The 26,937-nt window shown below is 36.3% G+C and carries 19 protein-coding genes; 4 read left to right on the top strand and 15 right to left on the bottom strand.

Features of this window, described 5'->3' with window-relative positions:
• Window positions 1-377 (top strand): integrase core domain-containing protein (locus J7604_RS17630; protein WP_293898369.1); only part of this gene is annotated, 377 nt, incomplete at its 5' end.
• 579 nt (window positions 378-956) lie between these two features.
• Here the strand turns inward: J7604_RS17630 and J7604_RS17625 are convergent.
• The 6 genes from J7604_RS17625 to J7604_RS17600 form a co-directional block, all read right to left on the bottom strand.
• Window positions 957-1,457 (bottom strand): hypothetical protein, encoded by a 501-nt coding sequence (locus tag J7604_RS17625; protein ID WP_293898366.1) that lies wholly within the window; start codon window positions 1,455-1,457, stop codon window positions 957-959.
• A gap of 5 nt (window positions 1,458-1,462) precedes the next feature.
• Complete coding sequence (locus J7604_RS17620) at window positions 1,463-1,909, bottom strand: hypothetical protein (RefSeq protein ID WP_293898363.1); 447 nt, start codon at window positions 1,907-1,909, stop codon at window positions 1,463-1,465.
• 400 nt (window positions 1,910-2,309) lie between these two features.
• A complete protein-coding gene (locus tag J7604_RS17615; protein WP_293898360.1) occupies window positions 2,310-2,660 on the bottom strand; it encodes a hypothetical protein in 351 nt (116 codons plus the stop codon).
• Window positions 2,657-7,486, bottom strand: a complete 4,830-nt coding sequence (locus J7604_RS17610; protein ID WP_293898357.1) for a DUF6443 domain-containing protein — start codon at window positions 7,484-7,486, stop codon at window positions 2,657-2,659. The genes J7604_RS17615 and J7604_RS17610 overlap by 4 nt, the downstream gene beginning before the upstream one ends.
• A gap of 7 nt (window positions 7,487-7,493) precedes the next feature.
• Window positions 7,494-7,973, bottom strand: a complete 480-nt coding sequence (locus J7604_RS17605; RefSeq protein ID WP_293898355.1) for a hypothetical protein — start codon at window positions 7,971-7,973, stop codon at window positions 7,494-7,496.
• 4 nt (window positions 7,974-7,977) lie between these two features.
• Complete coding sequence (locus J7604_RS17600; protein ID WP_293898352.1) at window positions 7,978-12,174, bottom strand: hypothetical protein; 4,197 nt, start codon at window positions 12,172-12,174, stop codon at window positions 7,978-7,980.
• Between the two features lie 1,275 nt (window positions 12,175-13,449).
• Between J7604_RS17600 and J7604_RS17595 the strand changes: the two genes are divergently transcribed.
• Window positions 13,450-14,199, top strand: coding sequence for a bifunctional 2-polyprenyl-6-hydroxyphenol methylase/3-demethylubiquinol 3-O-methyltransferase UbiG (locus J7604_RS17595; RefSeq protein WP_293898349.1), 750 nt, complete (start codon window positions 13,450-13,452; stop codon window positions 14,197-14,199).
• Window positions 14,200-14,389: 190 nt separating this feature from the next.
• On the opposite strand, the gene J7604_RS17590 is transcribed toward J7604_RS17595, so the two are convergent.
• The 3 genes from J7604_RS17590 to rbfA all read right to left on the bottom strand — a co-directional run bounded on the left by J7604_RS17590 (window position 14,390) and on the right by rbfA (window position 19,054).
• Window positions 14,390-17,329, bottom strand: a complete 2,940-nt coding sequence (locus J7604_RS17590; protein ID WP_293898347.1) for a DEAD/DEAH box helicase — start codon at window positions 17,327-17,329, stop codon at window positions 14,390-14,392.
• A 94-nt stretch (window positions 17,330-17,423) separates the two neighbouring features.
• A complete protein-coding gene (locus tag J7604_RS17585) occupies window positions 17,424-18,650 on the bottom strand; it encodes an FtsX-like permease family protein (RefSeq protein WP_293898344.1) in 1,227 nt (408 codons plus the stop codon).
• Window positions 18,651-18,667: 17 nt separating this feature from the next.
• A complete protein-coding gene (rbfA, locus tag J7604_RS17580; RefSeq protein ID WP_293898341.1) occupies window positions 18,668-19,054 on the bottom strand; it encodes a 30S ribosome-binding factor RbfA in 387 nt (128 codons plus the stop codon).
• Window positions 19,055-19,265: 211 nt separating this feature from the next.
• Between rbfA and J7604_RS17575 the strand changes: the two genes are divergently transcribed.
• Complete coding sequence (locus J7604_RS17575) at window positions 19,266-20,621, top strand: hypothetical protein (RefSeq protein WP_293898338.1); 1,356 nt, start codon at window positions 19,266-19,268, stop codon at window positions 20,619-20,621.
• On the opposite strand, the gene rpiB is transcribed toward J7604_RS17575, so the two are convergent.
• The 5 genes from rpiB to prfA all read right to left on the bottom strand — a co-directional run bounded on the left by rpiB (window position 20,605) and on the right by prfA (window position 25,884).
• Complete coding sequence (gene rpiB / locus J7604_RS17570) at window positions 20,605-21,045, bottom strand: ribose 5-phosphate isomerase B (RefSeq protein ID WP_293898335.1); 441 nt, start codon at window positions 21,043-21,045, stop codon at window positions 20,605-20,607. The genes J7604_RS17575 and rpiB overlap by 17 nt on opposite strands.
• An 80-nt stretch (window positions 21,046-21,125) precedes the next feature.
• The gene (gene tatC, locus J7604_RS17565; protein ID WP_367113584.1) at window positions 21,126-21,944 is read right to left on the bottom strand and encodes a twin-arginine translocase subunit TatC; all 819 of its coding nucleotides are present in this window, start codon (window positions 21,942-21,944) and stop codon (window positions 21,126-21,128) included.
• A 10-nt stretch (window positions 21,945-21,954) separates the two neighbouring features.
• On the bottom strand, window positions 21,955-23,247 hold the full coding sequence (gene glyA, locus J7604_RS17560; RefSeq protein WP_293898332.1) for a serine hydroxymethyltransferase: 1,293 nt from the start codon (window positions 23,245-23,247) through the stop codon (window positions 21,955-21,957).
• Between the two features lie 164 nt (window positions 23,248-23,411).
• A complete protein-coding gene (locus J7604_RS17555) occupies window positions 23,412-24,722 on the bottom strand; it encodes a hypothetical protein (protein WP_293898329.1) in 1,311 nt (436 codons plus the stop codon).
• Between the two features lie 91 nt (window positions 24,723-24,813).
• Window positions 24,814-25,884 (bottom strand): peptide chain release factor 1, encoded by a 1,071-nt coding sequence (gene prfA / locus J7604_RS17550; RefSeq protein WP_293898326.1) that lies wholly within the window; start codon window positions 25,882-25,884, stop codon window positions 24,814-24,816.
• Between the two features lie 90 nt (window positions 25,885-25,974).
• On the opposite strand from prfA, the gene J7604_RS17545 reads away from it, so the two are divergent.
• Complete coding sequence (locus tag J7604_RS17545) at window positions 25,975-26,583, top strand: hypothetical protein (RefSeq protein WP_293898323.1); 609 nt, start codon at window positions 25,975-25,977, stop codon at window positions 26,581-26,583.
• 32 nt (window positions 26,584-26,615) lie between these two features.
• On the opposite strand, the gene J7604_RS17540 is transcribed toward J7604_RS17545, so the two are convergent.
• Window positions 26,616-26,894 carry a Kazal-type serine protease inhibitor gene (locus J7604_RS17540; RefSeq protein WP_293898320.1) on the bottom strand — a complete coding sequence of 93 codons (279 nt, stop codon included), beginning with the start codon at window positions 26,892-26,894 and terminating at the stop codon, window positions 26,616-26,618.
• Window positions 26,895-26,937 lie beyond the last annotated feature (43 nt).

Below are 26,937 nucleotides of genomic sequence, written 5' to 3'. Positions count from 1 at the left end.
TGGCTTTAAACATGGCTTGTATCCAACTACCCAAGGAGTATAATCTTATACATCATTCGGATAGAGGATTACAATATTGCAGTGTAGCCTATACAAATATATTATCAGAAAAATCTATACGTATCAGCATGACTCAAAATGGAGATCCATATGAAAACGCTATGGCAGAAAGATTAAATGGAATTTTAAAACAAGAATTATTAAAGAAAAAATATCAAAGTTATCAAGAGGCTAAAAATGAAATCGACATTGCAGTAAAGATCTACAACGAAAAGAGGCCACACCTTAGCTGCGATTTATTAACCCCGGAAAGGGCTCATGAAGAGGTTGGAATATTAAAACGACATTGGAGAAAAAAGGAGGTGATGACGGAATAAAGGTTTTTTTTAGGCATTTACAGAATGCATAAAAAAAAACAAATCCGACAAAGGTGTAAACCTATTATCGGATTATTTATGCTATCTGACCGGAATAATCCTGGCAGGTTGCTCCTCAGCAAAGCCTGATTCCGCTTCTTCCGGTATTCAAATGTAAAGCGATTTTAGGATTAATAAAAAATTGTAAATTTATAACCGGATTAACAATCTCAACTGTAAACTTTTTTTAGGACGACACATTCAATTACCCAATAAATTCCAATTCTAACAAATCCTTATTTCCTGAATAATTTATACCATTAGCATAACATATAATCCTTCAGGATCATTAATCTTGATTTGGATGAGATAGCTCAATGTCCTCTAGTTTTCCCAAATATAAAAATAGTCCCGATTTTTATCGGGACTATTTTACAACAAATGCCCATTTTAACTTTTAAATTGTCTGCATTTATAACCGCAAGTCAAGAGACTTGCTCTCATTTGTAGGCAGAATCAAATAGACTTCAGCCAGCTACGGTATCAATTAGGGCACGAACGAGGATGTTCGCCAGAATGAGGGGATTGCATGAATATATCTTATTTACAATTTTCTTTCGGATGTTTTTTCCTTATTCTCATCATTGATCCCCCAGGATAATCTATTTCAAATGTATAATCCTTCCTATCTAGAGAAACAAATAATTTCTTATACCTCTTTTTATCTAAATTATAGATTCTAAATACAATAAAAGGATATTCTAGCCATGCCTTTCTTATTTCTATTTCATAAGTATGATATTTAACTTCTTCTTTACACACTTCTGAGGATTTAATATCTAACTTTATTGATTTAATATCTTGTGAAAGTAGTTTATCAAAGTCAGATCTTCGTATTGACAAATCCCCAGGTACATAAGAAGCAACAATAGTATCTATTTCTCGGCTTTCTTTTTGAGTTATAAACTTTAAACCTATATTTCCTGTTGATGGAATTTGATCATCAACTATTATTATAAAATTTATAATAGCCTCATTATTTTGTCCATAAGACTTCATAAAAAAAGATAAACTTAATAGAATAAAAAATATTCCTTTCATAGTAATTACTTAATTATTCTTCCAATAGCTTTTTGTGTAAGCATTATAGGTGCGGCATTGCCTTTATAGATGACTGCTCCCAAATCTTTTTGATTTATATTATATGAACCATTCGAATTTTGAGTAACAGTAGCTTGTCCCAAACGCCCGACAATAAAATTAGTACCATATTGTGAAAAAGTCGTCCTATCTGTAGGTGACGGTTGAGTTGCAGTCTGGGGATAAAACTTCCCATCTTTAATTTGTGTCTCTGTCGGATGGGAATGGATTGTAGCTTCCGCATCTGCAGGAGTCGTTCCTTCCGGTAAATCCGGTAAAGTAGCCTTTGCTACTTGTTCACCATTTTCAATTGTTGTTAGATCACCAGTTTTCCTCTTACTACCGTTCCATCCTTCATTACGATAGAAGATTCTTCTTTTAAGCCTCCGTTTTCTACTGTCTGCCGCTAACATTTGAAGCTTCTTTCAGAGCTGCTTTTTTTATTCGGTAATTTGTATTGCTTTCTTTGTACTGGAACAAGAAAATAACAATGTAATTAATGCCAAAAGATAAACAGTTTTTTTCATAACTATTTGATTGCTTGGATTATTACTTTATTACCTTTTTTATCATATACATACCAATCCGCACTTTTAACTCCCGTGGGATAGAAAATAGCGCGTGGTCGAGCTTCAGAACCACGAACTAAACGAGCAACTGATGTTGATTTCGCAACTCGATGAAGATGAAAAAAACGCACTCGTCAAAATCATTAACTAAATGCTTACCCAAAAAAGAATGAAAAATTTATTGGATGGTAAAATAAATTTTTGATAAACAAAAAACGCCTAGCCTACAGCCAGGCGTTTTTGTTTATTGTTTTCTCTTTAAAACAACATTATCGAGTTTTAATTTATTCTTGTTTCTTATCACAATCCTAAATTCTCGCTGATTCATATATCCACTTGAAAGTAGAACAGCAATATCTTTTTCTTCATTACATTTTAAAAATATAGTGTCGCCTTTCTGTTGCCATTTTCCTGTACAAAAGGAATTAACTTCAAAATACTTTTTGGTTAATATAAAGGTACTATCCGTATTATTCAGTTTTAAAGAGTGAAAAAAATCTACTCCTTTATTTTGATATGTTCCCGTTATAGTATTCTTGGAAGTATTACAAGAAATCAATGCAATAAAAGATATAATCAATATTCTTTTCATCATTTCTTATAATAAATTGTTGGAACGTCTTTCAATGTAAATGATGCAGGAAGCGTGGACAACATACTCTTTTGATGCGGGTATGCTTTAATTAAACCATCTCTATTAGTACTCATATTGACAGTGGAAATACCTGTATTTGCACTTCCGCCCGGCGCATATATTTTAGACCCATCTGATTTGGTTATACCCTGTACCCAAGATGTCGTGATTCCACCAAAGGATTTAGCCGTTAAAGATGACGTTAATCCCGATACGGAAGAAGGACTATATCCAAATTGAGCTTTATATGCAGAAACTTCATCAAATACGTCGCCACCATAAGGCATACCTGTTTTAGTGTCAAAAGCTATATCCCCTGATTCAAACTGTCCTCCGTGTGTGGTTTCGTGAACAAAATTAGCTGTACCATCATAACTGAATACAATATTACCTGTTGACGGGTCGTAGGTAGTTCCTCCTTCTTCCCCTGCTCCTGATTTTAAGGCGTAAACTTGGTCACTTGCTTCTAATGTACCTAAATTGCCAATAGTCCCATTTAAACTATTAACCCTGTCTTGCATATTTCCAATTTTTCCCGCAAGTTTTTCAGCACTCCAACCTTTTTCCGCTGCTTTGGCATTTAGCCCATCTATTTTACCCTGAAGTCTGTCGCGTTCAGCTACGACATTCTGTTTTTGTTTATTCCATTCTTCTTGACTTCCCGGTTCAACGGTCATTCCTGTTGGGTCTGTCCAAATGAGTGGATTATTAAGACAGTACGCATACGGTGACCAACCCAGATATTTCTCTGCCAATGGGTCAACAGTGTTCCATCTTCCTAAAGCCGGATCATAAAACCTTGCACCATAATCATACAATTCAAAACCTAACTCCTCTTCCCTTTCCTTGCCATTGTATAAGAAATCATTAGGAGGCGTTGGTCGGCTACTAAATAACGAAGAGTTTATTGCCATTCCAAATGGATAATAATGATCTTCCTGCACAATGTGAGCATTCCCATCAAGTCCCTTATCAAAAGACATGCGAACATTTCCGAGATGATCCTTTAAATCATAAACAAATTTAAATGTACCTGATCCATTTGGTTCAAATCTTCCCTCCATTGTTTTGCCACATTTAAGAACATTATTCTCATATACAATACCACTTACATAATCAGTAGTAACCTGAAAGACATTGTTGGAATAATATTTCTTTGACAGTTTCTCACCTATGGCGCTATAAGTATATTCTATTCTATTACCTGAGCCACTAAATGTAACTATCTGAGGAAGATTCATATAATTGTAAGTAATGCTGGTGATACCTTTGTTGGCATCCAAGTTCATATTACCATTTGCATCATAAGTATATTCAAACTGAATATTTGAGCCATCTTTAAACCCTTCAGAACTACTTGATGCATCAGTACACTTTGACAGCTGATTACCATTATACACATATGTTAAATTATCAATTTGAGATGAAGACGCTTCCCTTATTAGTGTCAATATATTTCCATTTTTATCATAAGTTATTCCTTTTTCACCAAAACCAACATCTCCAGCAACTTCAACAGGAGGACCAGGGGGATTAGAAACTACAAAATATACCTTAGAGGTAGAATTAATTATTCGATTTAAGCCATCATACTCGAAAAAGTAGCCAAACTTCTGTGTATTGGTATTTGTATTAGCACTTCTCCAGTGAAGAGACGAAATATTTCCATTAAATTTTCCTGAGCCTCCACTTTCATAACTCAATGTTAAACCAAACAGGTCATTATTGTCATTGTTAATTATACCGTCATTAGAAAGTTTGGTACCATTTATATTTGTAAGCCATTTCCTGATATTATAAGTAAAATCTATACTCTGCAGGAACTGGATACCATTATCCTCCGAATGGAGATTCTTTTCTGTCATCTCTCCTATTTCATTATAATTCAATTGGCTTATCAAAATCTCAGGCCCGCTGTTTATTTTATGCCACGATTTTAATAGTCTGCCTGAATGATCATAAGTATTCTTTTTCAGAACCGTTATGTTCCCCGAGCCAGGATTATGTTTCATATAATTCTGCAATACATTACCTACAAAATCATAGATGATAGTTTCGCTGTCTGAATATGATGTCAAATTCTTATGATTATTTTTCTGAACCTGAATGATATTCTTTTTATAATCATAAAAATTCACTGTCTTGAGCCAGTCTGAAGTTGTTCCAAGTATTTTAACCTTTGTTCCAGTAAAAAACCCTTTCACATTCAAGTTTAACACAGATTCTTCAGGAAGACCTTGTGCTTGATGAGCTATATCTGCTGTTCCATTATTATCAAAATCATAATCATCATAATAATTAATAGTGTATTTTTCACAGGAACTTGTCGGCCATACCACATTACTATATTCTGAACTCATGCCAGTCCTGTATTCATTTAATGTCGTCGCATTAGTGGTAAAAGTGGTCTGCATGGCGGACTGACTCAATGCTGAGCCATGACTGTAAACTCCTGTAATGAGGACTCTGTGCAGGGCATCGTATTTAATATAGCTCCATTGATTAACGGAACGCTGATTACCGTCCTGAGAGAGAACAATTCTGTCACAGGCATCATATACATTATATAATGCAGCTGCTCCCGGTACTTTCTTCTCAATAACCCGGCCTTTTGAATCATACTTATAGGTAAAAAGCCATTTATCTGTATAAGTACCTGTATACCCAATTGTATAACTAACTGAAGAGAGATTAGCGGACGCCTCCGGCGAAATCACAAAACAAAGTCTCCCAAAATCATCATACACATAATAAGTAAAAAGATATTCACTGGAAACTAGATCCTGACGTTTTTTCTTCAGAATCACTTTATCGGCCTTATCTTTATATTCCCATACTTTGTTGCCATCCTCATCCATCATTTCATTTACGAAAAGTGTTCCGGCAGAATAAAATGTTGTTCCATTTGCAGTCTGGCTTGTATGATCAAAGATCCAATTTCTTACCTCACTCGCAATATTGGTTTTAAAATCAACACTTATGCTATGATCTCCCGAGCCGGTCTGCCAGGATGCTCCCTCCGGATAAGTTTTTATTGCCCTGTTTAATGGAGAATTATCATATACTGATACTGCAAAAGGATATGTGTCGTTGACTACCCTATCCGCATTATTATCCGTGTTATTATTATAAAACGAAGCCTGTGCCGTTGCATAATTATTTTTATAGGCTCCGTCCATTGCAACATCAGCATAAGGCAGGTAGCTTTTTATCTCTCTGCCAAACTGGTCATATTCTATAGGCTTCACAATATCCCTTTTCTGAGGGCTGCCTTTTTTTATTACTTTCTGAACCGATCTGCCCAAACCATCTATATATATTCTGCTCGTTGATACTACCTCTTGGCTATAGGTGTTCAGTCCATATTCACTATTTATATCTTTCTTTAAGATGGTGTTCGTCTCCACATAATTCATATCAGAAGTAGAGCTTGTTGCTGTTTCCGTAACTTTATTAAACCTTACCTGACGGAAATATCCTTTGCTGTTCGTTCCGGAAAACAAATCCATCGACAACAGTATTTTACTTGTAGACTGATCATACTGCATAAAATAAGCTCCGGAATAGTAATCATTCAGATTCAGAGACACTGCATCAAATTCCAATCCTGAGTAATTATAATTTTCATCAAATTGCTGGAAACGTACATCTATATTTCCTAGGTCACTATACCAGTATGAAAAAAACAGTAGATTGGAATACTCATCCCAAGCTCCCTTAGGCCATAACTGGTTGTTTGCTATCGACTGATTAATTCTAGTCTCGGCCTTTATATTGGTATTATATTTATCATATACCTTCATATATGCACCTCTGCCACTGCCATCCTGCGTTTCCGAGGTCCAGCAAACTGCGTAATTTCCATTTACTGAGTTAATCGCCACGTGAGGATGGTGCTGAAGACCACTGCTATAACTATTGGCTATAAACTCTGCCTGCCCTGTAAAATTGCCTGATGCATCTCTGCTAAACTCTCGTACAATAATATCATAATCGCTGCCTGACTGGTAATTATAAGACCCACAAACTGTATAGAGCCTGTCCGTAACAGGCGATATTGCCAGGTTCATTACAGACTGATGAGAAACTGTTTGGGTATTGATTATAAAATCTCCAGCACCGCTTATATAAGACAATCCGCTTTCACCTATAGATAGTCGTCTTGCATAACTTCCATAATCTATATCTGTTACAATTGTCGGCAGGCGGTCTCTTCCATCCTGATCAATCCAGGAGATGATCGCCTCGTTTTGTTTTGTATCTATAGCAATCTGAGGTGAAACTTGTCTCCCCGTTACATAACTATTGTTTACAAGAAAATCACTGGCTGCTGCATCACTTGTTAAATTATCGAACCGCAGCTTTTTGGCATAGATATCATATTTATTGGCATCGTTGGGATTAGTGTTGTTGATCCAGCTTGACCATGCTACAATAAAACTATTATCCTGAGAGTTTACTTTCACCGTGGGATTCATCTGGTCGCCTCCTGTGCTTGCATTCACGGTAAAACCGGAAATCAACACCATGCTTTCAGTATATACGGCACATTTAATGTTCTTATTTGATGAGCCTGCAGCATCTGCTTCCTGCCACACAAATACACTCTTTTTGCTACTCCGGTCAACATCAACACACAATCTCCGCTGGGCGTTAAAATTATCCTCTGTAACAAGAATATTGGGTTGGCCCGCTATTACTTCTTCTCCTGTAAACCCCTGGGAAAAACCTATCGTGTAAGTCCCAATAAAAATTAGTATTGTAAATAAAAATCTTAGATGACACATGGGTTCTTTAATTTTGTCCTGTACGAACTGTGTTACTTATTTTATTATCCTTATCGGTGGCATATATTGTAAGCTTCAGACCTTGTTTGAGCACGGAAGCAGGAACCTTATGAGACATCACAACTTTATTATTCAGTACCTGAAAAAAGCGCTTTCCTATAGTCAGATAAACACCATCCTGCTGCTGTACACCTTGAAAAGTTAATACCTTCGAAAAGCTTGTTACTTTTTCCTTTTCAAGTGTCAAGGTCAGTGTTTTTAACTTTCCCGGATCGGAGATATAAAATGAGATACTAACTTCAATTTCCTGTTCTTTATAATTCTTATCTGTTGTCGCCAATGGAACAAGCTCATCTTCCGTTTGAATATTGCGTAAGGAGATCTGAAGGCTGTCTATCTTTAGATCGCTTGTCTGTGCATACCCCGAGAAAACCGACAGAAAACAAATTAATAAAAGGTATATTTTTTTATTTGCTAAACTTGTCATACGATTAATAGGTTAGTGAAAAGGTTTCATTTCCCTGGATATTACTTGCTTTTAACTCTTTATATTGTGCCGAGTACAATGTTAAATTCCAGGTTGTACCATTGGGTGATGTATAAGGGAAAGTAGAAACTTGTAAACCATTTATGGTTATTGTCGCTCCCGTATTTATCAGCCAGGTAAAATTGCTGCCGGGAATAACTTCTACGCTCGCACCTGCGGGTGTTATGGCATTTTCTCTATTGGTAGCTGAATTCCTGATGATATAATTACCTTTATAGTGGTAATTATTACTTTTAACAATATTATCCGATCCATCTCTTACAAGACGCAGACGGTTATGACCATCATATTCAAATGAATTTACTTTGGCACCTGTTTTGTCCATAATGCTTGTTACACCTATCAGAGGAGTATAGGTCACCGTGGTCATCTCTGCATCTGCAGGGTACAATCTTAATTCATCAACATAATATCCTTTGCTAGTGCTGGTATTGGCTACATAAGCCCGTAAAGTTAAATTAGTTCCTGCTGGAATATTGCCATTCTGACGAACATAATCCATATCAAAAACTACTTCTTTATATACCCATTTCCCTTGTGTATCTGAGATATTAGTGGTTAGATACGGCTGATTAGAAGGATATCCACTGCAACAACTTGAGCCGTTTATAGAATAAATGGTGATAAAACCACCATTGGATGGGTAACCGCTTTCAGTTTTTACCCAACAGGACAATTTGTATTTTCCGCTCTGCACTGTAGGTGTGATATTGATCGTAGGCCCATAGACAGGATTACCGGTATTAAGTTTATAGGAGTAATTACCAGCGTACACATTTGAAGAACCACTTGCTTTACTCGTTAATGTACCACCTTGAATCGACCATCCATCATTGCCTGTTGTCGTCTCTTCAAAACTTGTATAAGCAACCTGAGAGCTGTTTGCATTGACAATCTCAGCTACAGGAAGGGTTCCGTTGTAGCCATATAAAATTGAAGTATTGGGTCCGCTTTGTTTATGATACCTGGATAGATTTCCTTTCTGATCATATTCATCATAAGTTATTTCAGCTTCGTAAGCTGAATTCATTGTAAGTGCTCCTGACGACAGGTATGATTGTGTCGTTGTGGAAGAAGGCGCAGAAAGATTCAATCTGTAAGTAATATCCGGAACGAGCGGATTATAAGTAGTTCCACCTGAAGTAGTACTGATCGATTTGTACTTTGTTAATTCTCCCCCGGTCAATTTAGTAGTTCCGTTTCTCTTTATTAAAGTCTGCTGCTCAATTACCGGTGAAATTATATTTTTGCTTACCATTGAATTCAGAACAGTATTGAGAGAATAGCCTGTATAATCGGAAGGTCTTTTATATTTCCTGATCAATGTACTTCCATCACTCTGAATAACTTCTTCGCGTGTTAATTCTTTGTGAGTGGAATTTTCATAAAAATTATCTTTTGTAACCACGACATTTCCTGTGGAATAATAATCAGTTGTAGTCTCTGAAGTGAGCGCCAGCCATTCAGATTCATTATCATAATATTTAACACCGTACTGGTATATTCCATAATACTCATCAGAATCCTTGTTCAGGTTTATAACTTTAACACCTTTTACTGAATATTTTTCTTTGGATGTATATGTATTGGCAATTTTCCTGACAGGTGTCCCATCACTCTTTTTAAAAGTTGTACTTAACAAAAGGCCATTATCTGTATAACTATGATTGGGAACTCCAGGTATCTCGCTCATGTCATCTGGTGTATTCATGAATTCATATTCAGTTTTGCCACCCTCACCATTTTCTCCTGTAAGTTCTGTAACCCTACTATATCCTACAATTGCCCCGTTAGCGGTATATCCAGCCTGAGCCAGGGAACTTGAGGTACGAAGCATATAATCCCCAGTTGAAAAACAGTATTGGGTGACCATCCCTGAAAAAACTTTTACATTGGCTAAAGTTTGAAATGCCAGAAAATGAGGAACTGTAAGAAGAAGACCTGATGTCGTTCCTGTTGCTGTTCCATCTGCCGTATATAAATATTTTTTTATTTCCGGAGATGTTTTTACGTTGTCATAATTTAAAATCTTCTTAATTCTCAACCCTCCTCCATTTTTCATTGTTGAATTTGTAGTCCTTGGAAACTCCCAATATAAAGTTGTAGTACCACAAGCATATGGCGATATTCCAGGCTGCATGGGAGTCAGTTTATAAAATCCCGGATAAAGATTTACCGGTACACCAAAGGTATGACCAACCATACCATAATTTTGATCAGGACCGCAATTATTGGTAGGTGCAAGATTTGTACTTGAGGTAGCCGCATTATTCATATTGGAATTGGAATAACTCCAGTACTTAAGTTGTGCCATTGCAGTATTGTTATTGTTTGTGGTTAGATCACAACCTCCTCCACACGTATAAGTCTGACACTGTCCGGGACCATAAGTTGAGGGATCAAGGCTGCAGTTTTCAGCATCAAACCAGACAGCTGCTACAAGATTCTGTTCCGCTGCATCATATTGTTCCTGTGTAACTTCAACAATCATTGGGGTTAAATCCCAGGTACAGGAATTTGGATTTGACCAATCTGTACAGTTCCACTGGTTGGTCACACTCATACTTCCTGATATAATCTCCTGGTCGAGCATATAATTAATGGAGTTAGAGTAATCGTTGAGCTCATACTCAAATTCCGATCTTCCACCTGTCGGATAAGTTACAGAAGTCAGAACTCCGTATTTTACATGATTTATATCTGTACTGGCCAGTCTGTTTGCTCCCTTGAAAGACTTACCATCGTGGTAAATTTTTGGGATAAATGTCTGATTATCATATTGTCCATTGTAATACCCCCACCAGTCAACAGCCTTTGAATTTTTTGCTGGAAAACTGCCAGGATTGTGATATTGAAAAACATAGGCAGGCTTAGCTGTTGCGTCACTTCCAAATTCAGTAACTTTATCAAGCTTCAGCCTTTTATTGGGATTATCTGTAGAAGTGGAAGGAAGAAAATAGGAATAGTCCAGCAGAAACTTTTTTACAAGATTCCCTGAATTGTCAAAGATTTCTACTCTTCTTAATCTTTGAGGTAACTGCTGATCAGCAGGAGAAATGTCGTCTCTATAAATTTTCGCATCTTCCTGAACGTCATTCTGAAATCTGTTAATTTCGATGTACCCACTTCTGAAAATAATTTTTTTAAGAAATTTCGTCCAATGCTTTTGCCTTGACAACTGATAGCTTGAATAAATGCCACTGAGGCCTGAACTACAACTGGCAGCCAAGCTGTTTAATACATATTGTTCTTCATATACAGATACAGGTCCCCAGACAAAGGTACCTGAAGTATACTGAAATTCTATATTATCACCAGAAGGGGATTCTATTTTTGTAATATACCAGCTGGAAATGTGAGTACTTGGGTTACCAAGCTGGTTAAAAATTTCATTGTAATAAACTGTTGGCAGTGTATTGTAAGAAGGAAAGTATCCGGGTTGATAAGCGTTAAAATCCTCTGTAGTTTCTGAAGCCTTAAAATAATATTTATAACCTCTGGCATCAGTGACTACCCAGTAATATGCGGGATCACTACTCTGGTAAACTTCAAATTTCAGATTATTCCTCTGAGCTACCAGAACAGGCCCTCCGGTTTGTGTAGGAGTGGATTTGTCGAGAATAAATTTCCCGGACAATCCGGCAAAATTATAATAGAAAATATCAGGTTCACCATCATCCTGCCCCTCAAGGATTGACTGAAATCTTGTAAGATCACTGGTAAGAGTTCCATTATAGTTATTAGAAGCATCACTGGATGGCAATGCAGGTGCACTATAAAACCCATAAAAATCATCTTTCCCCCTTACAACTCTGCTAATAACTCCACCAGCCTGAAAATTCCATCCAAGTCCTGCCCAACCTGCATCTTCTGCAACTCTGAATCCTGTTGAGGAATATTGCAATTTTAAAGAAAGCTGATGGTCGGGGGTTTTTATGTCATATATAGGAACATCTACCGAAACACTACCTGAATAATATCCAACAGAATTATTTCCATAGGACCCTAAACTCGCGGCATCAGGTGATGGCGGAATAATTTTCAATGACGAATTCAGAACCTGAGAATTCGGAACCTGAGCATTCGTAAACCTGCAAATAAGTAACAGGACAACAAACAAAATTAAAAAACCCTTTTTCATATTATCTACATTTGATAAGTTCTAAAATCCCGAAAATGCAACACAAGTAACAGGTTGACGCATTTTGGGGAATTTTTAATGAATGCAATATTTTTTTTCTATCCGTATAAATAAAGAAGGTTCCCATCGGGGTCAGAAACCGTGGTCACACCTTCATCTTCATTAGTTGTTGAAAGGAGGATAAACAGGCTTATTTAAAAATACTTCAGGAGGTTAACATTAAATTTAAACCTCCTCCTGTACCAAAAATTCCATTATAACCTTCTTTTTGACAATAGCTATCTAAAAATCAGAAATAAAAATAGGTATTTGCTGGCATTGAGATTTATACTATTCATTGTTAATATTTGTATTCCACTTCAACATTTAAGTATTCAGACTTTCACTTCTATTTTTTAATTATAATAGAAACAACATTTGAATTCCAAAAATAACTAAACCATGATTTTATTTCTAAGACTTGTCATTAAGAAAAGTTTATAATACCAATAATATTCTCCTTTGTAGTATTTATCAAAAGTAGGAATAGTGTTATCCTTTATAACTGCTTATTTTAGTATTCTCCAAACAAAAAAAGCCAGCTACAATCGCTGGCTATTCAGTAAGTTTATTGGTCAATGTACTATTATCTACATTCTAATCCGAAAGGTAAAGAGACTTGCTTTCTATTAAGCAGAAGTCAAATGGACCATATCCACTAACCAATAATGTATTACAATTTATTAGTAATATGTTTGATTATTCTGCTCTCACTATATTGAACAAAGTAAAGATATATAAGACACTATTGTAAAACCCTAATCACTTCAACCCACCCTTTAAAGTTTTTCCTCCTTTATAATAAAAATTTGAAATTCAAATTAACCTCCTTATAGCAGATGTTATAGACTATAACTAACTAGCTGTATAAACAGACTTAATCCCAAAATAAGCATTAGCAAATTGAAAATTTCTGTAGTCACTATATTCAATCAGTTGAACCGTAGGTTTAATGAGTTGATTAACAGTAATGAATTTTTTATGCTTAATCCCGGTTGTTTAATTTCTAAATGCAATTCTACTTAATTTAAAGAAATTAAAAGTACCGGGTGAACCACAACCGTGGGCTTGGTATCACTATAAAAAAAAATGCTATAAGAGCGAGTCGGATTTTAAGACATTCTTAGAAACCTGAACTAAGTCAGATCATCACTAAAATTTAAGCCCCAAACTTAGATCGCTTCGTTTTTGATAAACTATCCTTTATCTTAACGATTCAATTCTTGCCCTTTATCAATGCTTCAAATAATTAAGAAGATATATAAATCCATCCTTTCCGAAAAAACCCGGATAAAACTTCACCATATAAGATTCTTTATAAGAGGTTTCTTTTATTCAGGATCGAACGTAACATGCGTCTGCTGCAATAAAAGCTTTACACTGTTTCTTCCATACGGAATCGTAAAAAGGCAAAATGCAGCATGCCCATCCTGTAATACTCTCGAGCGCAACAGGGTTTTATACCTTTATCTGAGAGATAGAACAAATTTCTTTTACGATAAACTAACTGTACTTCATTTTGCTCCGGAAAACAAACTGGAACAAATATTCCGCAAAATGAAAAATCTCAGCTACATCTCAGGAGATATCAATCCTGAGCTTGCCATGCAACAGATAGACATACAATCAATTAATTATCCTGACAACCATTTTGATGTCATAATCTGCAGCCATGTATTGGGGCATGTTCCTGATGAACCTAAAGCTTTATCTGAATTAAGAAGAGTAGTAAAGCCTGATGGATCTGTTATCATTATGACAAAAATCTATGACGATCTTTCAACCACTTTTGAGGCTTCTGGAATGCAGAATACCGAGAACCAGGAGATCTTCAGGAAGCACGGAAAAGACTTCCCTGAAAGACTTAAAACAGGCGGATTTGAGGTGTCAATAATAGATCTGGGCAAAGAAGTGGGGAATTTAGCTTCTGCTAAATATGGATTGGGGGAAAATGACCTGATATATCTTTGTAAGCGGAAAGCTTAACGCTAAAAGCTGAAAGTTTAAAGTAAAAAAGCTAAATCTTGACTTATAAGATGACTTAATCTCTTGGAGTTAAATGTTACTAAGCTTTAATTAAATGACTGCCTTATAGAAAGGGAACGCCAGCTGTAGCCTCTCTACGTGGGATTTAACTTTTCGCTTTGTGCTTTTAGCTTTAGGCTTTAAACTTCTACTAATCAAAAATTGACTGGATATCTTCTCTGGACAGATTCTTCACAAAGCTTTCTTCAGTTGTGATAAGCTCCTCAGCTAGCTTTAACTTATTCTTCTGAAGGTTAAGAATTTTTTCTTCTACTGTATTCTGAGAAATAAATTTATAGGTAAATACTTTATTCTTTTGACCTATTCTGTAAGCTCTGTCTATTGCCTGAGCTTCGATTGCAGGATTCCACCATGGATCGAGAATAAAGACATAGTCTGCAGCAGTAAGGTTAAGACCAACTCCTCCGGCTTTCAAGCTTATCAGGAATACTCTCACCTCTTCATTGTCCTGAAAGTAATCGACCTGTGCCTTTCTATCTTTGGTTGAACCATCAAGATAAGCGTAAGTTACTTTCTTTTCATCAAGGTATGTTCTGAGGATGCTAAGATGCTTAACGAACTGACTAAATATAAGTATCTTGTGATTCTTGCTGATGGCGTTTTCAAGCATATACAGCACATCTTCCATCTTACCTGAATCTCCTTCATAGTTCTCATCCACCATCAAAGGATGGTTCGCAAGTTGCCTTAATTTTGTAAGACCTTGAAGTAAGAGGAACTGAGAGTTTCCTACGCCCTTTTCTTCTATAGATTCCAGGATCATGTTCCTGTAGCTTGATTTTACCTTTTCATATTCAGCCTCCTGAGTAGCTGTCATGCGGCAGAACTTAACATTCTCGATTTTTTCTGGAAGGTCTTTTGCTACCTGAGACTTTTGTCTTCTAAGGATAAACGGCTTGATGATAGAGTATAGCCTTTTAATCTTTACATCATCTCTTTTCTTCTCGATTGGATTAAGGAATTCATTTCTAAAGAAAGATTGACTTCCTAATAATCCTGGATTAGCAAAGCTAATCTGTGACCAAAGGTCCATTGTACTATTCTCAATAGGAGTACCAGTAAGAATTAATCTGTGAGTAGACTTAAGATCACGAACGGCTTTCGCAATATTGCTATCTGGGTTTTTGATAGCCTGCGATTCATCAAGTATGATGTAGTTAAAATAGTAATTTTTCAGATGCTCTATATCTATCCTAACTGTTCCATAGGAAGAAAGAACAAGATCATAAGATTCAAACTGCTCAACATTCTTATCTCTTCCTGTTCCTGTATAGTTCAATATTCTCAAGGAAGGAGTAAACTTACGTGCTTCCATTTCCCAGTTATACAACAAGGATGTTGGCATTATAAGCAGTGTTGCACTTGTTGCACCATTTTCCTTTAATGACTGAAGAAAGGCCAGTGTTTGTACCGTCTTTCCAAGACCCATGTCGTCAGCAAGGCAGCCACCGAACTTATACTTATAAAGGAATTGCATCCAATTGTAGCCTGCCTTCTGATAAGGTCTTAGCTCGCCAAGAAACCCTTCAGGAATCGGATGATCTTCTATTTCTTCGAACTCCTTAAGCTTTTCAAGCTTCTGACTGATGGTAACCTTCGCCAGATTTCCACTATGCAACTCTTGAACAAGTGCTAGGTGATGTTTCTTTAACTTAAGATCATTTTCATCATTCGGATCTTCCATGAAAGCAAACAACTCTGCGTATTGCGTAAACCATTCTTCAGGAATGACTGCTATTTCGCCATTAGGAAGTGCAAACTCCTTTTTCTTTCTAAGAATGTAATTACGAAGTTTTAGGAAAGGAATTTCGAAATCCCCGAATTTTACAGTAACGTGTATATCAAACCAGTCTTGGTTTTCTTTAACTTCTAGATTGATAGAAGTTTCTCCAACAAAGTACCTCTTGTTATCTTTTACATTCTGCCGAACAACAAAGTTTTTAGCTACCAGTTCATCTCTGTAGCGATTCATCCATGCAAAAGCTTCAAATCTTTCAAGCATAAGCTTGCCATTTTTTAGCTCAAGACCAAGATCTCTGAGTTCAACAAGAATTGACTTTTCCCAATCCATAGACCTTTTCACCTTATGAAAAACATAAGAGTCTTTGGTCTTTTCCATTTTCACATAATTGCTTCCATTGACATCCGAATTGAATGTAAAGTTGCCATACTGGAAAGCAAGGTTAAATACAATTTTACAATCATCTGCTTCCTGTACCTCTACATCACCAGAGCCTGCGCTGAATAGATTTAGACTCTTGCCTGCAGTTGCAAGTTCTGTAAATGTAATAACAGGTTTAGGCTCATAATCTTCTGCAAAGATCTGAAAGCCCTTAGCATGAACATCAAAAGTTGCAATAAGTGGTGTTACAAATTTCTCATAGTAAGTATCCTCCATTTTCCTTGGAACCACTATGAATTTCTTGTTAAGGAAAGGTTTTAGCTTATTGCCGTCTACATCTTTTTTAAAGCTGTAGACTTTATCTCCTACCAGTAACCATGCGGGTGAGTTACAGATGATGATGGCATTCTTATACTGGAATTCTACTTTTTCTCCTTCGTATTTAATTGTGGGGAAATAGTGTGTATTGTCTTCATTCCTCATGAAATGAAACAATACTGAAGCTTTTTCAGGAGCTAGATGAATACGCTTCCAGGTTGGCTCTCCGTCATTGCCCATTTCGAAGACCATTTTATCATGAAGCAGCTCTAGGATTTCAGCCTTTCTGTGTTCAATATAATCTCCTATGGCCTCCTGAAGCAGGGCATCTCCCTTGTCTTTATTATATACTTTAAGAAAAAACTCTGCCGGGGTAACTTTTTTATTGTAGAACTTCTTAAGAATTGCATCCTGTTGAATGCTGTCCGTAAGATGTATCAGTTTAAAATCTATTTCATTTAAACCCACTGAAAACTCTTCTGCATTCTTTGAAGAAATATTCTGATGTTTGAACGTAAGTCTTCCATTAGCATCCAATTGAACCACATAAGATTCAAAAAGATACCCAAGGTATTCATGCTCAAACAATGAATAGATTATTTGGAACGGTTCGGCAGTTGAGACTTTCATTTCGGATTAAACAAGTATACAATATACTAAATTCAGTTTTATAAGAAATGAAAAAGAGAAGATAATTATACACAAAGCTGAATCGTCCTGATTCTTAAATATTTTCCCTTATGCTAACCTGAATGGCTCTGGTTGCGGGTCTTACAGAGGCTAAAAAGGTAATCACAATAATTGTAATACCAGTACTTATAAAATCGGTGAGTTCCATTTTGACGGGATATGCATCCACAAGCGACGTTTCCATACCCATAGAAACCATTCCATAATGCTGCTGCGCAAGACACAGACCAATTCCTAGGACAAGTCCTAAAATAGCTCCGGTAAATGCAATCATTGCGCCTTCAGTAAGGAAAATTGCCCTTACCATATTTGGTGTTGCACCCAATGAATAAAGTATCGCGACATCGCGTTTCTTATTAATGGCAAGCATTGTAAGGCAGAAAAAGATATTCATTGAAGCAACAGCAAGGATAAATGATATAGTGAAAAACATAAATAGTTTTTCAATTTTAACAGCCCGAAGCAAGCTGGCATGCTGCTCGTCGCTGTTCTGTACCAGAAAATCCTCTCCAAGCAATTCTCTTAATTGATCTCTTACTTTATTTATCTTAAAGCCATCTTTTACCTTTATCTCTAAAGAAGTACGCTTGTCTCCATAGTTCAGAAGTCTTTGTGCAAAGTCCAGTGGTACGAATATATAATTATCGTCATACTGCTTTTCAATGGCGAAGACTGCTCCGGCCCTTATGTTTTCTCTGCTAAAGACTTTATCTGGACTTAATGAAGCAACGGCTTTAATATTTTTTGGATACCATACCTGTAAGGGATTGATCTCACTGTTTAGTGAAATCGCCAGATTATATTGAATTCCACGTCCGATGATAGCATAGTCTTTCCCATTCTCATGAAATTTCAGCTGCCCTGCCACTATCATGGAATCCAATCTCTTTTGCTTCAGAAAACTTTCCGAAACTCCTTTCATTTTCACTACCATCTGATCTTCCTTGTATTTGACAAGCACATTGTCTTCTATGACTTCCGTAATGATGGCAATGCCTTCATTAGATTTTAGCTTTTCCAGAAAATCATGATCAACTGTAAAGGATTTTCCTTTCACAGCAGAAATCTTCAATTGTGGATCAAAAGTATTGTAAAGTGAACGGATAAGGTTTTCCAATCCATTGAATACGCTTAATGCCACCACCAGAGACATGGTTACAAAAGCAACCACAAGGATGGAAAGCAGAGAAACTATATTTATAAAATTAATTTTCCTGCCAAATAAAAAATAGCGCCTTGCAATGAAAAAGGGTACCCTCAAAACTGTATAGATTTAAATTATTCTTCTTCGTTTTCTTCATCCTCCTTTTTCGCAGGAGGTATATCAAGTCCGGAAAGGATCTTATCTATATTTGCGGCATATTCAACTGTATCGTCGATATGAAAAACTAGTTGTGGGACAATTCGCAACTGTTTTCCTATTTTTTCCCCCAGCATTTTCCTTACCTGCTTTGTATTTTCTCTGATATTCTGAAGAATGGCATTCTGATTATTACTTTTTAAAAAGCTTAAATAAATTGAAGCAACCCCAAGATCCGGGCTGATTTTTACGTGTGTTACAGTGATAAATGCTCCCCCAAATATTCCTTTGGTGTCTCTCTGAAAAAGTTCGCCCATTTCTTTTTGTATTAACCTGGAAACTTTTTGTTGTCTTTTGCTGTCCATTTTCCGTATCGATGAAGGATGATTTATTTAATGGAATTTATCAAAATTATATCCATTAAATGAACAAGTAGTTATATTTACTTCAAACTTAGTTTTAATTAACAAGTTTTAATCGAAAATTAACAAATAATCTTTTGCCTTGGTTAGATTTTTCAAAACTTTTGATCCCTTTCGCTTAGGAATTGTGGTTATTATATTTCTGATTATCAGAATGTCATTCCTTTTAAATGGCAGTCCTCTGCTTCTCAGTGAAATCAGTTGGCTCACGATAGGTGAAAAGTTGAATTCCGGGACTTCGATGTACAGGGATATCTGGTATCCTGCTGGACCATTGGCAACCTTTGTTTACTATTTCCTGAATCTAATCTTTGGAAAGTCACAAACCGCTCTTTGGATTACCTCGACTTTCTTTGTGATTTTTCAAGGAGTTATCTTCAACTTAATTTTAAATGCTGTTGGTGCCCTGAGAGATAGAACTGTTTTACCTGCCCTGTTTTATTTCCTCTTTGCTACTTTATTCTTCGACTTTAATACTTTGTTCCCTACTTTGCTGGGAACAACCTTTTTGCTAATGGCTATATTCCTTATATTCCAACAGCTCCGTAACGAGCTCAAAGCTGAGTATATGCTGTATTCGGGAATGTTTATAGGAATTGCAGCACTCTTTAGTATTCAACTAGGGCTTTTCTTCTTCTTTGCGTTTCTTTCTTACTTATTTTTTGGTGTGCTAAACCTTAGAAAATTTCTTCTCTTAATTGTCGGCTTCGCATTTCCGTTTTTGATCGCCTGGACTTACTATTTCCTTAAAAACGGATCTTCCGAATTTGTCACATATTATGTGCTTTCTTTTGTTAATTATGAAAAAACTATTTTCGGTAGCCTTCAGCTCTATATTTTAATTTTATTGACACCGGCGATAATGATGCTTTTCTCATTTTTCATCATTGCCAACTCTTCACGCTATATTAATTTCCAATACAATCTTATTAAATCCATGTTACTATGGATAATATTCGGGGTATTTTCCCTTGCTTTATCAAACAAACTTGCACCATCTTCTACCTTTATATTTGTCCCAGCCCTGGCATTTTTTGCTGCTCACATGTTCACTCTTATCAGGCATAAGGTGTTTTCCGAATCATTTTTTGCAGGAATTATCATCTTCATTTTAGGAATAAGTTTTATATTTTCATCAAAGACATCTATTTCCAATAAAACATGGAAGATCGATTCTATGATAGCTTCACCCCTCCAAAGTCCATTTGACGCAATAAAAGGGAAAAAAGTACTGGTATTGGGGAAATTTCCTGAGATGTATATTAACAATACACTTGCTACTCCCTACCTCGATTGGCAATTGGCCGAAAAAAGGTTTGACAATCTTAATAACTTCGAAAATATTTCTGGGATTTACAGGGACTTTTTAAGGGATTCACCAGATTTTATTATTGATAAGAATAATCTTGCAGAAAAGATTTTTGCAAAGATTCCATCATTAGGTGCTGCTTATAAAAAAGTAGATGAGGGGCTATACGAAAAAGTACAGCCCATTAATAGCATTTATTAATTTTATCAACTCTGTTTTGATGTCTTCCACCTTCAAAAGGTGTGTCAATGAAAGTCTGAACAAATTTCTTTGCATCTCCAAGCTCAATAAATCTTGCAGGAAGGCATAAAACGTTTGCATCATTATGCTGTCTTGCCAATGCAGCAAGATCATTAGTCCAGCAAAGCGAAGCTCTGATATCTTTATATTTATTTGCTGTGATTGCCACTCCATTTCCGCTACCGCAAATCAGAATTCCAAAATCAAACTCTTTACTTTCCACCGCCTGAGATAATGGATGCACAAAATCCGGATAGTCTACAGACGCTTCACTGAATGGTCCAAAGTCTTTTACCTCATAACCTTTGCTTTGAAGGTCCGCTATTATTTCCTTTTTATAAGCGAATCCGGCATGATCTCCACCTAGCGCTATTTTTTTACTCATTTAAGTATTTATATTTTAATTAACTAAACTTTGATAAAAATGAAAGTCCTGCTTTGTTAGAAAGCAGGACTTAATATTTCTTAAGAGTATGTTAACTCTTGCATTTCTTCTTTCTTCCTTCTCTTCTTGTTTACACTTGCAGAGATAAAGATACTTATTTCATACAGTACAAAAAGAGGTAGAGAAATTATTATCTGACTTAGAACATCAGGAGGAGTAATGATCGCTGCAACTGTTAAGATAACAACTATTGCATGTCTTCTGTAAGTTCTCATAAAATCGGGGGTCATGACACCCAATTTGGAAAGAATAAATACAGCTACCGGCAATTGGAACATCAGACCGCTACCCAGAACCATCATGGTCAAGGTAGAAATATATGATGCAAGGTCAAAGTTGTTTTCAATGCTTGGATCAAGGGAATAATTTGCAAGAAAGTTAATAGACATCGGTGAAACGATATAGTAACCAAAAAGCACCCCTGAAATAAACAATACAGTTACGTAGAACAAAAGGCCACTCGCAGCGCTCTGCTCTTTTATATACAATCCTGGCTTTATAAAGCTCCAGATCTCCCAGAATGTATAAGGGAAAGCGAGAATAAGCCCAATTACAAACGCTGCATTAATGTGCATTGTAAACTGACCTCCCAGTGTCCTGTTTTGGAGAGAGAAGTTCATCTTTTCAATACACAAATCCGGACCAAGTTTGCATAACATTCTGTAGGTCCAGAAATCTGTTTTGGCAGGCCCCAGGATAACGGTCTGAAAGATGAAATCCTTTGCAAGGAACGCGACCAAAGAAAATACAACGATCGATATTAGTGATCTAATGAGATGCCACCTCAACTCCTCAAGGTGATCGAGAAATGACATCTCTTTATTTTGAGCTTTTGCCACAAATTAGTTTTTAGACGTAAAGAGGAAAATCTTCCATCCAGTGGTTGATGTCTTTTTTCACCTTCTGAATAACTTTTTGATCTTCATTGCTCATCAATACTGTGTCAATAAGATCAACAATTTTTTCCATATCGGCTTCTTTCATACCTCTGGTGGTAACAGCAGCTGTACCAACTCTCATTCCGGAAGTAACAAATGGAGATTTGTCATCAAACGGAACCATGTTTTTGTTTATTGTAATATCTGCCTGGATAAGTGTATTCTCTGCAAATTTACCTGTCAAACCTTTAGATCTAAGGTCTATAAGCATTAGGTGATTGTCAGTACCGCCTGAAATAATCTCATATCCTCTCTTCTTGAATGCATCAGCCATTACCTGAGCATTTTTCTTCACCTGCTTCGCATACTCAAGATAATCATCAGATAGTGCTTCGAAGAAAGAAACTGCTTTTGCAGCAATCACGTGCTCAAGCGGACCACCTTGTACCCCTGGGAAAACAGCCATGTCCATAACGTTAGACATCATTCTGATTTCTCCTTTAGGAGTTTTAAGACCCATTGGGTTTTCAAAATCTTTACCCATCATAATGATACCACCTCTTGGACCTCTAAGAGTTTTGTGAGTAGTTGAGGTAACAAAATGACAATGTGGAACAGGATCGTTCAATAATCCTTTAGCTATAAGACCAGCAGGGTGAGCAATATCAGCAAGCAATACTGCGCCTACTTTATCTGCGATCTCTCTGAAACGTTTGTAATCCCAGTCTCTTGAATAAGCTGAAGCACCACAAACAATCAATTTCGGCTTTTCTCTTAAAGCTATTTCTTCAACTTTATCAAGGTTTATAATTCCTGTTTCTTTTTCAACACCATAGAATACAGGTTTGAAATATTTACCTGAGAAATTTACTGGCGAACCGTGAGAAAGGTGACCACCGTGAGAAAGGTCAAAACCAAGTATTGTGTCTCCGGGAGTAAGGCACGCAAGGAACACGGCCATATTTGCCTGTGCACCAGAATGCGGCTGCACGTTAGCCCATTCAACTTTAAATAATTTCTTTAGTCTGTCAATAGCCAATTGCTCTGAAAGGTCTACAATCTCGCACCCGCCATAATATCTTTTACCTGGCAAGCCTTCTGCATATTTGTTTGTTAAGACGCTACCCATAGCTTCCATTACCTGACGAGAGGTAAAATTCTCAGAAGCAATAAGTTCAACACCACTCTCCTGTCTTCTTTTTTCGCGGGCAATTAGATCAAATATTTGATTATCCCTTAAGGCAGATATTATTGTAGTTTCCATGAAAGAGTTTTTGATTATTTAATATTATTATCAAAATTAACTTAAAGTGCGTTAGGAACAAAGAATTTCCGGATCCAAGATGCTTTTTAAGCTAAATTTTACTGATTTTATGACACTTAAATAATCTTATTGAAGGAATTATAGCTCTTTCTTTTTGCAGAAAATCACCTTTCATAGGCACCGAAATCCGGTTTTTCATCTCTGCTCTTAGTATCAAGGTCTTTTAATATCCCCAAATTGATGCCTGCATCAATTGCTGGAGAAAGGCTATCCAGATGAAAATCTTCGCGAAATGGACTTTTAAATTGAGGGTCTTTTAATATAAGATCATTTCCGGGAACAGGCTGAAAATTTTTTACGATGGAATTGCTGACAATAAAATCTCCTCCGGGAGCTACTTCATAACTTTTGTCACCCCAAATTATACTGTTTTCAATTCTTGTTTTTCCAATTGATTTTGAAAAATCTAATAAAGGATAATCTCTGAAAAATGAAAAAGAATAACCTGCCATGGTTGAATGTCTGACATATACCGTTCCACCTCCTTTTGAAAGCATACCATTACCCAGAATATTATAAGCCAAGGTATTCCATAAATAAGTATCTGCCCCCAGCAACAACCCTTCATTTTTCATATTTCTCAATATGGAATTTGAAAATACTAATTCAGGAATGGTATCATTATCCTTCACTTCCTCCTGGCTAATACCTGTATCTGCATTTTCTATTATGGAAAAATTGATTCTGTTGTTTGAACTTTTGGAAGCGAACTGTATACCCGCCCATTGACCAGGCTGATCTTCATAAATCTTTCCTCTTTTATCCGAACCAAAAAACACTTCCTTTCCTTTCTCCCCATTGACAATCAATGTTCCCTCAACTTTCATTGAGGCATCATTGTGAAACAGCACTTTTGTTCCTTTTTCAATTGTGAGCTTGCAACCTTCAGGAATGGTTACGTTATTATAAATTACAAAAGACTTTCCGGCAGTCCAGGTAGTATCACAAGCTGTTCGAGCATTCACAAAGAAGTTTGCATTCTGTGCAAAGCATTCCAGTGCTACGGACTGAACGTTACCATTGGTATTAAAAAGAATTTTATCCGAGACTACATATGCATTCGCGGTATCAGTTGATTTCAACAATACAGATATGAGAATATAAATACTGTCTTTTCCCCGGATCTCAACATCTGAATCAGAAAATGATTTTTTACCATTTATGATTAATGAATAGGGTGAATTTGCAAGTCCTTCCAGTGATATATGACTCACCTTCACAGCATTTTTATTATGGTTATATACCAGCAGTCTTTTTGTAATATTTGGAACAGAAGTAAAGAGGGTATCAAAAAAAATAGTGTCTCTTGAAAAAGATAGTTTTACAGAAGAGTCTGAAGTCAGCTTTTCATCTGCTTTTTTACAGCATACGAGGAAACTTAAAATGCACCAAAAAAAGATACCGATATTCTTCATTCTGACTTGGGTAAACCTAAAAAAATAACGTTGAATTTTGAAAAGTCATATCCAAAATCCAACGTTAATATTTCATTTTTATTTCTAAAAATTATTTAGCTCCTTCTTTCAATCTCTCAGCATTCTCAGCTATACGAAGTTGCTCTATAAAATCTTCAATATGACCATCCATAACGACCGGAAGGTTATAAACAGTATAACCTATTCTGTGGTCAGTAACACGACCTTGAGGGTAATTATATGTTCTGATTTTATCGGATCTGTCACCACTTCCTACCAATGATTTTCTCTGAGCACCGATTTCATCATTTTGCTTCTGAAGTTCAATTTCGTATAATCTTGAACGCAATACTTTCAAAGCCTTATCGAAGTTCTTGATCTGAGATTTTTCATCCTGACACTGAACCACCACTCCCGTAGGAATGTGTGTAAGACGAATAGCTGAGTAAGTTGTGTTTACAGACTGACCACCAGGCCCAGAAGAGCAGAAAGTATCCTTTCTGATATCATTCATGTTTATATCAACTTCCACATCCTCTACTTCCGGTAATGCGACTACTGTTGCAGCCGAAGTATGGACACGGCCTTGAGTTTCTGTAGCTGGCACTCTTTGTACCCTGTGAACTCCTGATTCAAACTTTAGCTTTCCATAAACGTCTTCTCCGGAAACGGTACAGATGATCTCTTTGTAACCACCTGAAGTTCCTTCTGTATAATCCAGAAGTTCGAGTTTCCAGCCCATAATCTCAGCCAGACGCTGGTACATTCTGTGCAAATCTCCAGCAAAAATAGCCGCTTCGTCACCACCTGTACCAGCACGGATTTCAAGAATAACGTTTTTGCTATCATTAGGATCTTTAGGAATAAGCATCTCTTTCACAACCTCTTCCATTCTATCCTTTTCAGGAACCAATTCATCCAGCTCAGTCTTTGCCATTTCTCTGAAATCAGGATCTTTCTCTGTTTCCAATACTTTTTTGGCGCTGTCGATATTATCCAGAATTCCTTTGTACTTTTTATAGACCTGCACTATTTTCTCCAGTTCTTTATATTCTTTTCCCAGTGCGGAATATTTTTTCATATCTGCCATTGCCTCAGGCTGAATTATTAATTCAGAAACCTCCTCAAATCTTTTTTTAATGGCCTCGAGCTTATCAATCATGTTTTTTTAGAAATTTGCGTTTGCAAAGATAATAAAATCTAAGAATAGAAAGTGACTGTATTCAAACACAAAAAGAAAGCGTTTTGTCCCATGAAATTCAATTTATTTGCCATTTCGGCTCTATTTATAGTAATATTCTCCGCCTGCAACGAGAATTCCATTGATACGAAAGGAATTTCAGCAGAGCTTCAAAATCGAAAAATTGTGAGAGTAACTGAATCAGAAATTTTTGACAGAGCAAATAAAACTGGTGAAAATGCCATCCAGAAGATCAATGAGTCTTCCAAAAAACAATTTGATGCACTTACAAAAGCCCAAAAAAATAAAGAAGCTATCCTGGTCTGCAGCTATGCCTCAATTAATAACCTCGACTCCCTAGCAAAAGCAATTGATGTCTTCAAAATCAACAAGATAGACACCAGTTTCAAAAGCAAAATCCTTTTATCCGAAATTGAAACCCAGCTTTTAGATGCTTATAAATACAATAGCGAAAATAAATTAGAGATGAAGCCCAACCTACAGGCGGTAAATGATACGCTCTTTGTTTATATGTCTCCAATATTGGCTTCAAAAGAATGTATCGCCTTGTCAAACCAAACAAAAGGGAATTTAACAAATGAATTTCAGGGCATTTGGAGCGTATATCTTAAGAAAAGAGATATTGTTCTAGCCATTCAAAATGAGCCAAAAAAAAAATAGACGTTTGACCTGATAGATTTCAGGTCATCTTTTTATCTGCATTCCCCCTTAACAAATTTTGTAACACCTGCCTTTTCCGCATAGCAGGTATTAGGATAATTTTTGCCGTTGCACCCACAAACGGGATCGTAAATTTCTATACAAACTGTTTCCGGATTTATTTTTGTGGAATCAATACATGCTTCAGTTCCAAGCCGGAAAGGTTCTTTTGTGCCCTTTTTCTCAGATGCATCTTTTGTCGTTCCATTGCAGGAAAACAAAATAAAAAATAGTACTATCCGATAACTCTGATTCACAATAGATCTGATCATTTTCGTTGTTAGTGTAAAGGTAAAACTTTTGTGTAGGGAAACT

The organism is Sporocytophaga sp., from assembly GCF_017745095.1.
Lineage (GTDB): Bacteria > Bacteroidota > Bacteroidia > Cytophagales > Cytophagaceae > Sporocytophaga.
The sequence above is the reverse complement of the archived record's forward strand: the minus strand, read 5'-3'. Positions and strand labels throughout refer to the sequence as shown.

Excerpts from the sequence above, each read along its gene's own strand:
- J7604_RS17625 (WP_293898366.1), bottom strand. The coding sequence starts at position 1,457 with ATGAAAGGAATATTTTTTATTCTATTAAGTTTATCTTTTTTTATGAAG.
- rbfA (WP_293898341.1), bottom strand. The coding sequence starts at position 19,054 with ATGGACAGCAAAAGACAACAAAAAGTTTCCAGGTTAATACAAAAAGAA.
- prfA (WP_293898326.1), bottom strand. The coding sequence starts at position 25,884 with ATGATTGATAAGCTCGAGGCCATTAAAAAAAGATTTGAGGAGGTTTCT.
- J7604_RS17555 (WP_293898329.1), bottom strand. The coding sequence starts at position 24,722 with ATGAAGAATATCGGTATCTTTTTTTGGTGCATTTTAAGTTTCCTCGTA.
- J7604_RS17540 (WP_293898320.1), bottom strand. The coding sequence starts at position 26,894 with ATGATCAGATCTATTGTGAATCAGAGTTATCGGATAGTACTATTTTTT.
- J7604_RS17610 (WP_293898357.1), bottom strand. The coding sequence starts at position 7,486 with ATGTGTCATCTAAGATTTTTATTTACAATACTAATTTTTATTGGGACT.
- glyA (WP_293898332.1), bottom strand. The coding sequence starts at position 23,247 with ATGGAAACTACAATAATATCTGCCTTAAGGGATAATCAAATATTTGAT.
- J7604_RS17545 (WP_293898323.1), top strand. The coding sequence starts at position 25,975 with ATGAAATTCAATTTATTTGCCATTTCGGCTCTATTTATAGTAATATTC.
- rpiB (WP_293898335.1), bottom strand. The coding sequence starts at position 21,045 with ATGAGTAAAAAAATAGCGCTAGGTGGAGATCATGCCGGATTCGCTTAT.
- J7604_RS17575 (WP_293898338.1), top strand. The coding sequence starts at position 19,266 with ATGTCATTCCTTTTAAATGGCAGTCCTCTGCTTCTCAGTGAAATCAGT.
- J7604_RS17605 (WP_293898355.1), bottom strand. The coding sequence starts at position 7,973 with ATGACAAGTTTAGCAAATAAAAAAATATACCTTTTATTAATTTGTTTT.
- J7604_RS17620 (WP_293898363.1), bottom strand. The coding sequence starts at position 1,909 with ATGTTAGCGGCAGACAGTAGAAAACGGAGGCTTAAAAGAAGAATCTTC.
- J7604_RS17600 (WP_293898352.1), bottom strand. The coding sequence starts at position 12,174 with ATGAAAAAGGGTTTTTTAATTTTGTTTGTTGTCCTGTTACTTATTTGC.
- J7604_RS17590 (WP_293898347.1), bottom strand. The coding sequence starts at position 17,329 with ATGAAAGTCTCAACTGCCGAACCGTTCCAAATAATCTATTCATTGTTT.
- J7604_RS17595 (WP_293898349.1), top strand. The coding sequence starts at position 13,450 with ATGCTTCAAATAATTAAGAAGATATATAAATCCATCCTTTCCGAAAAA.
- J7604_RS17615 (WP_293898360.1), bottom strand. The coding sequence starts at position 2,660 with ATGATGAAAAGAATATTGATTATATCTTTTATTGCATTGATTTCTTGT.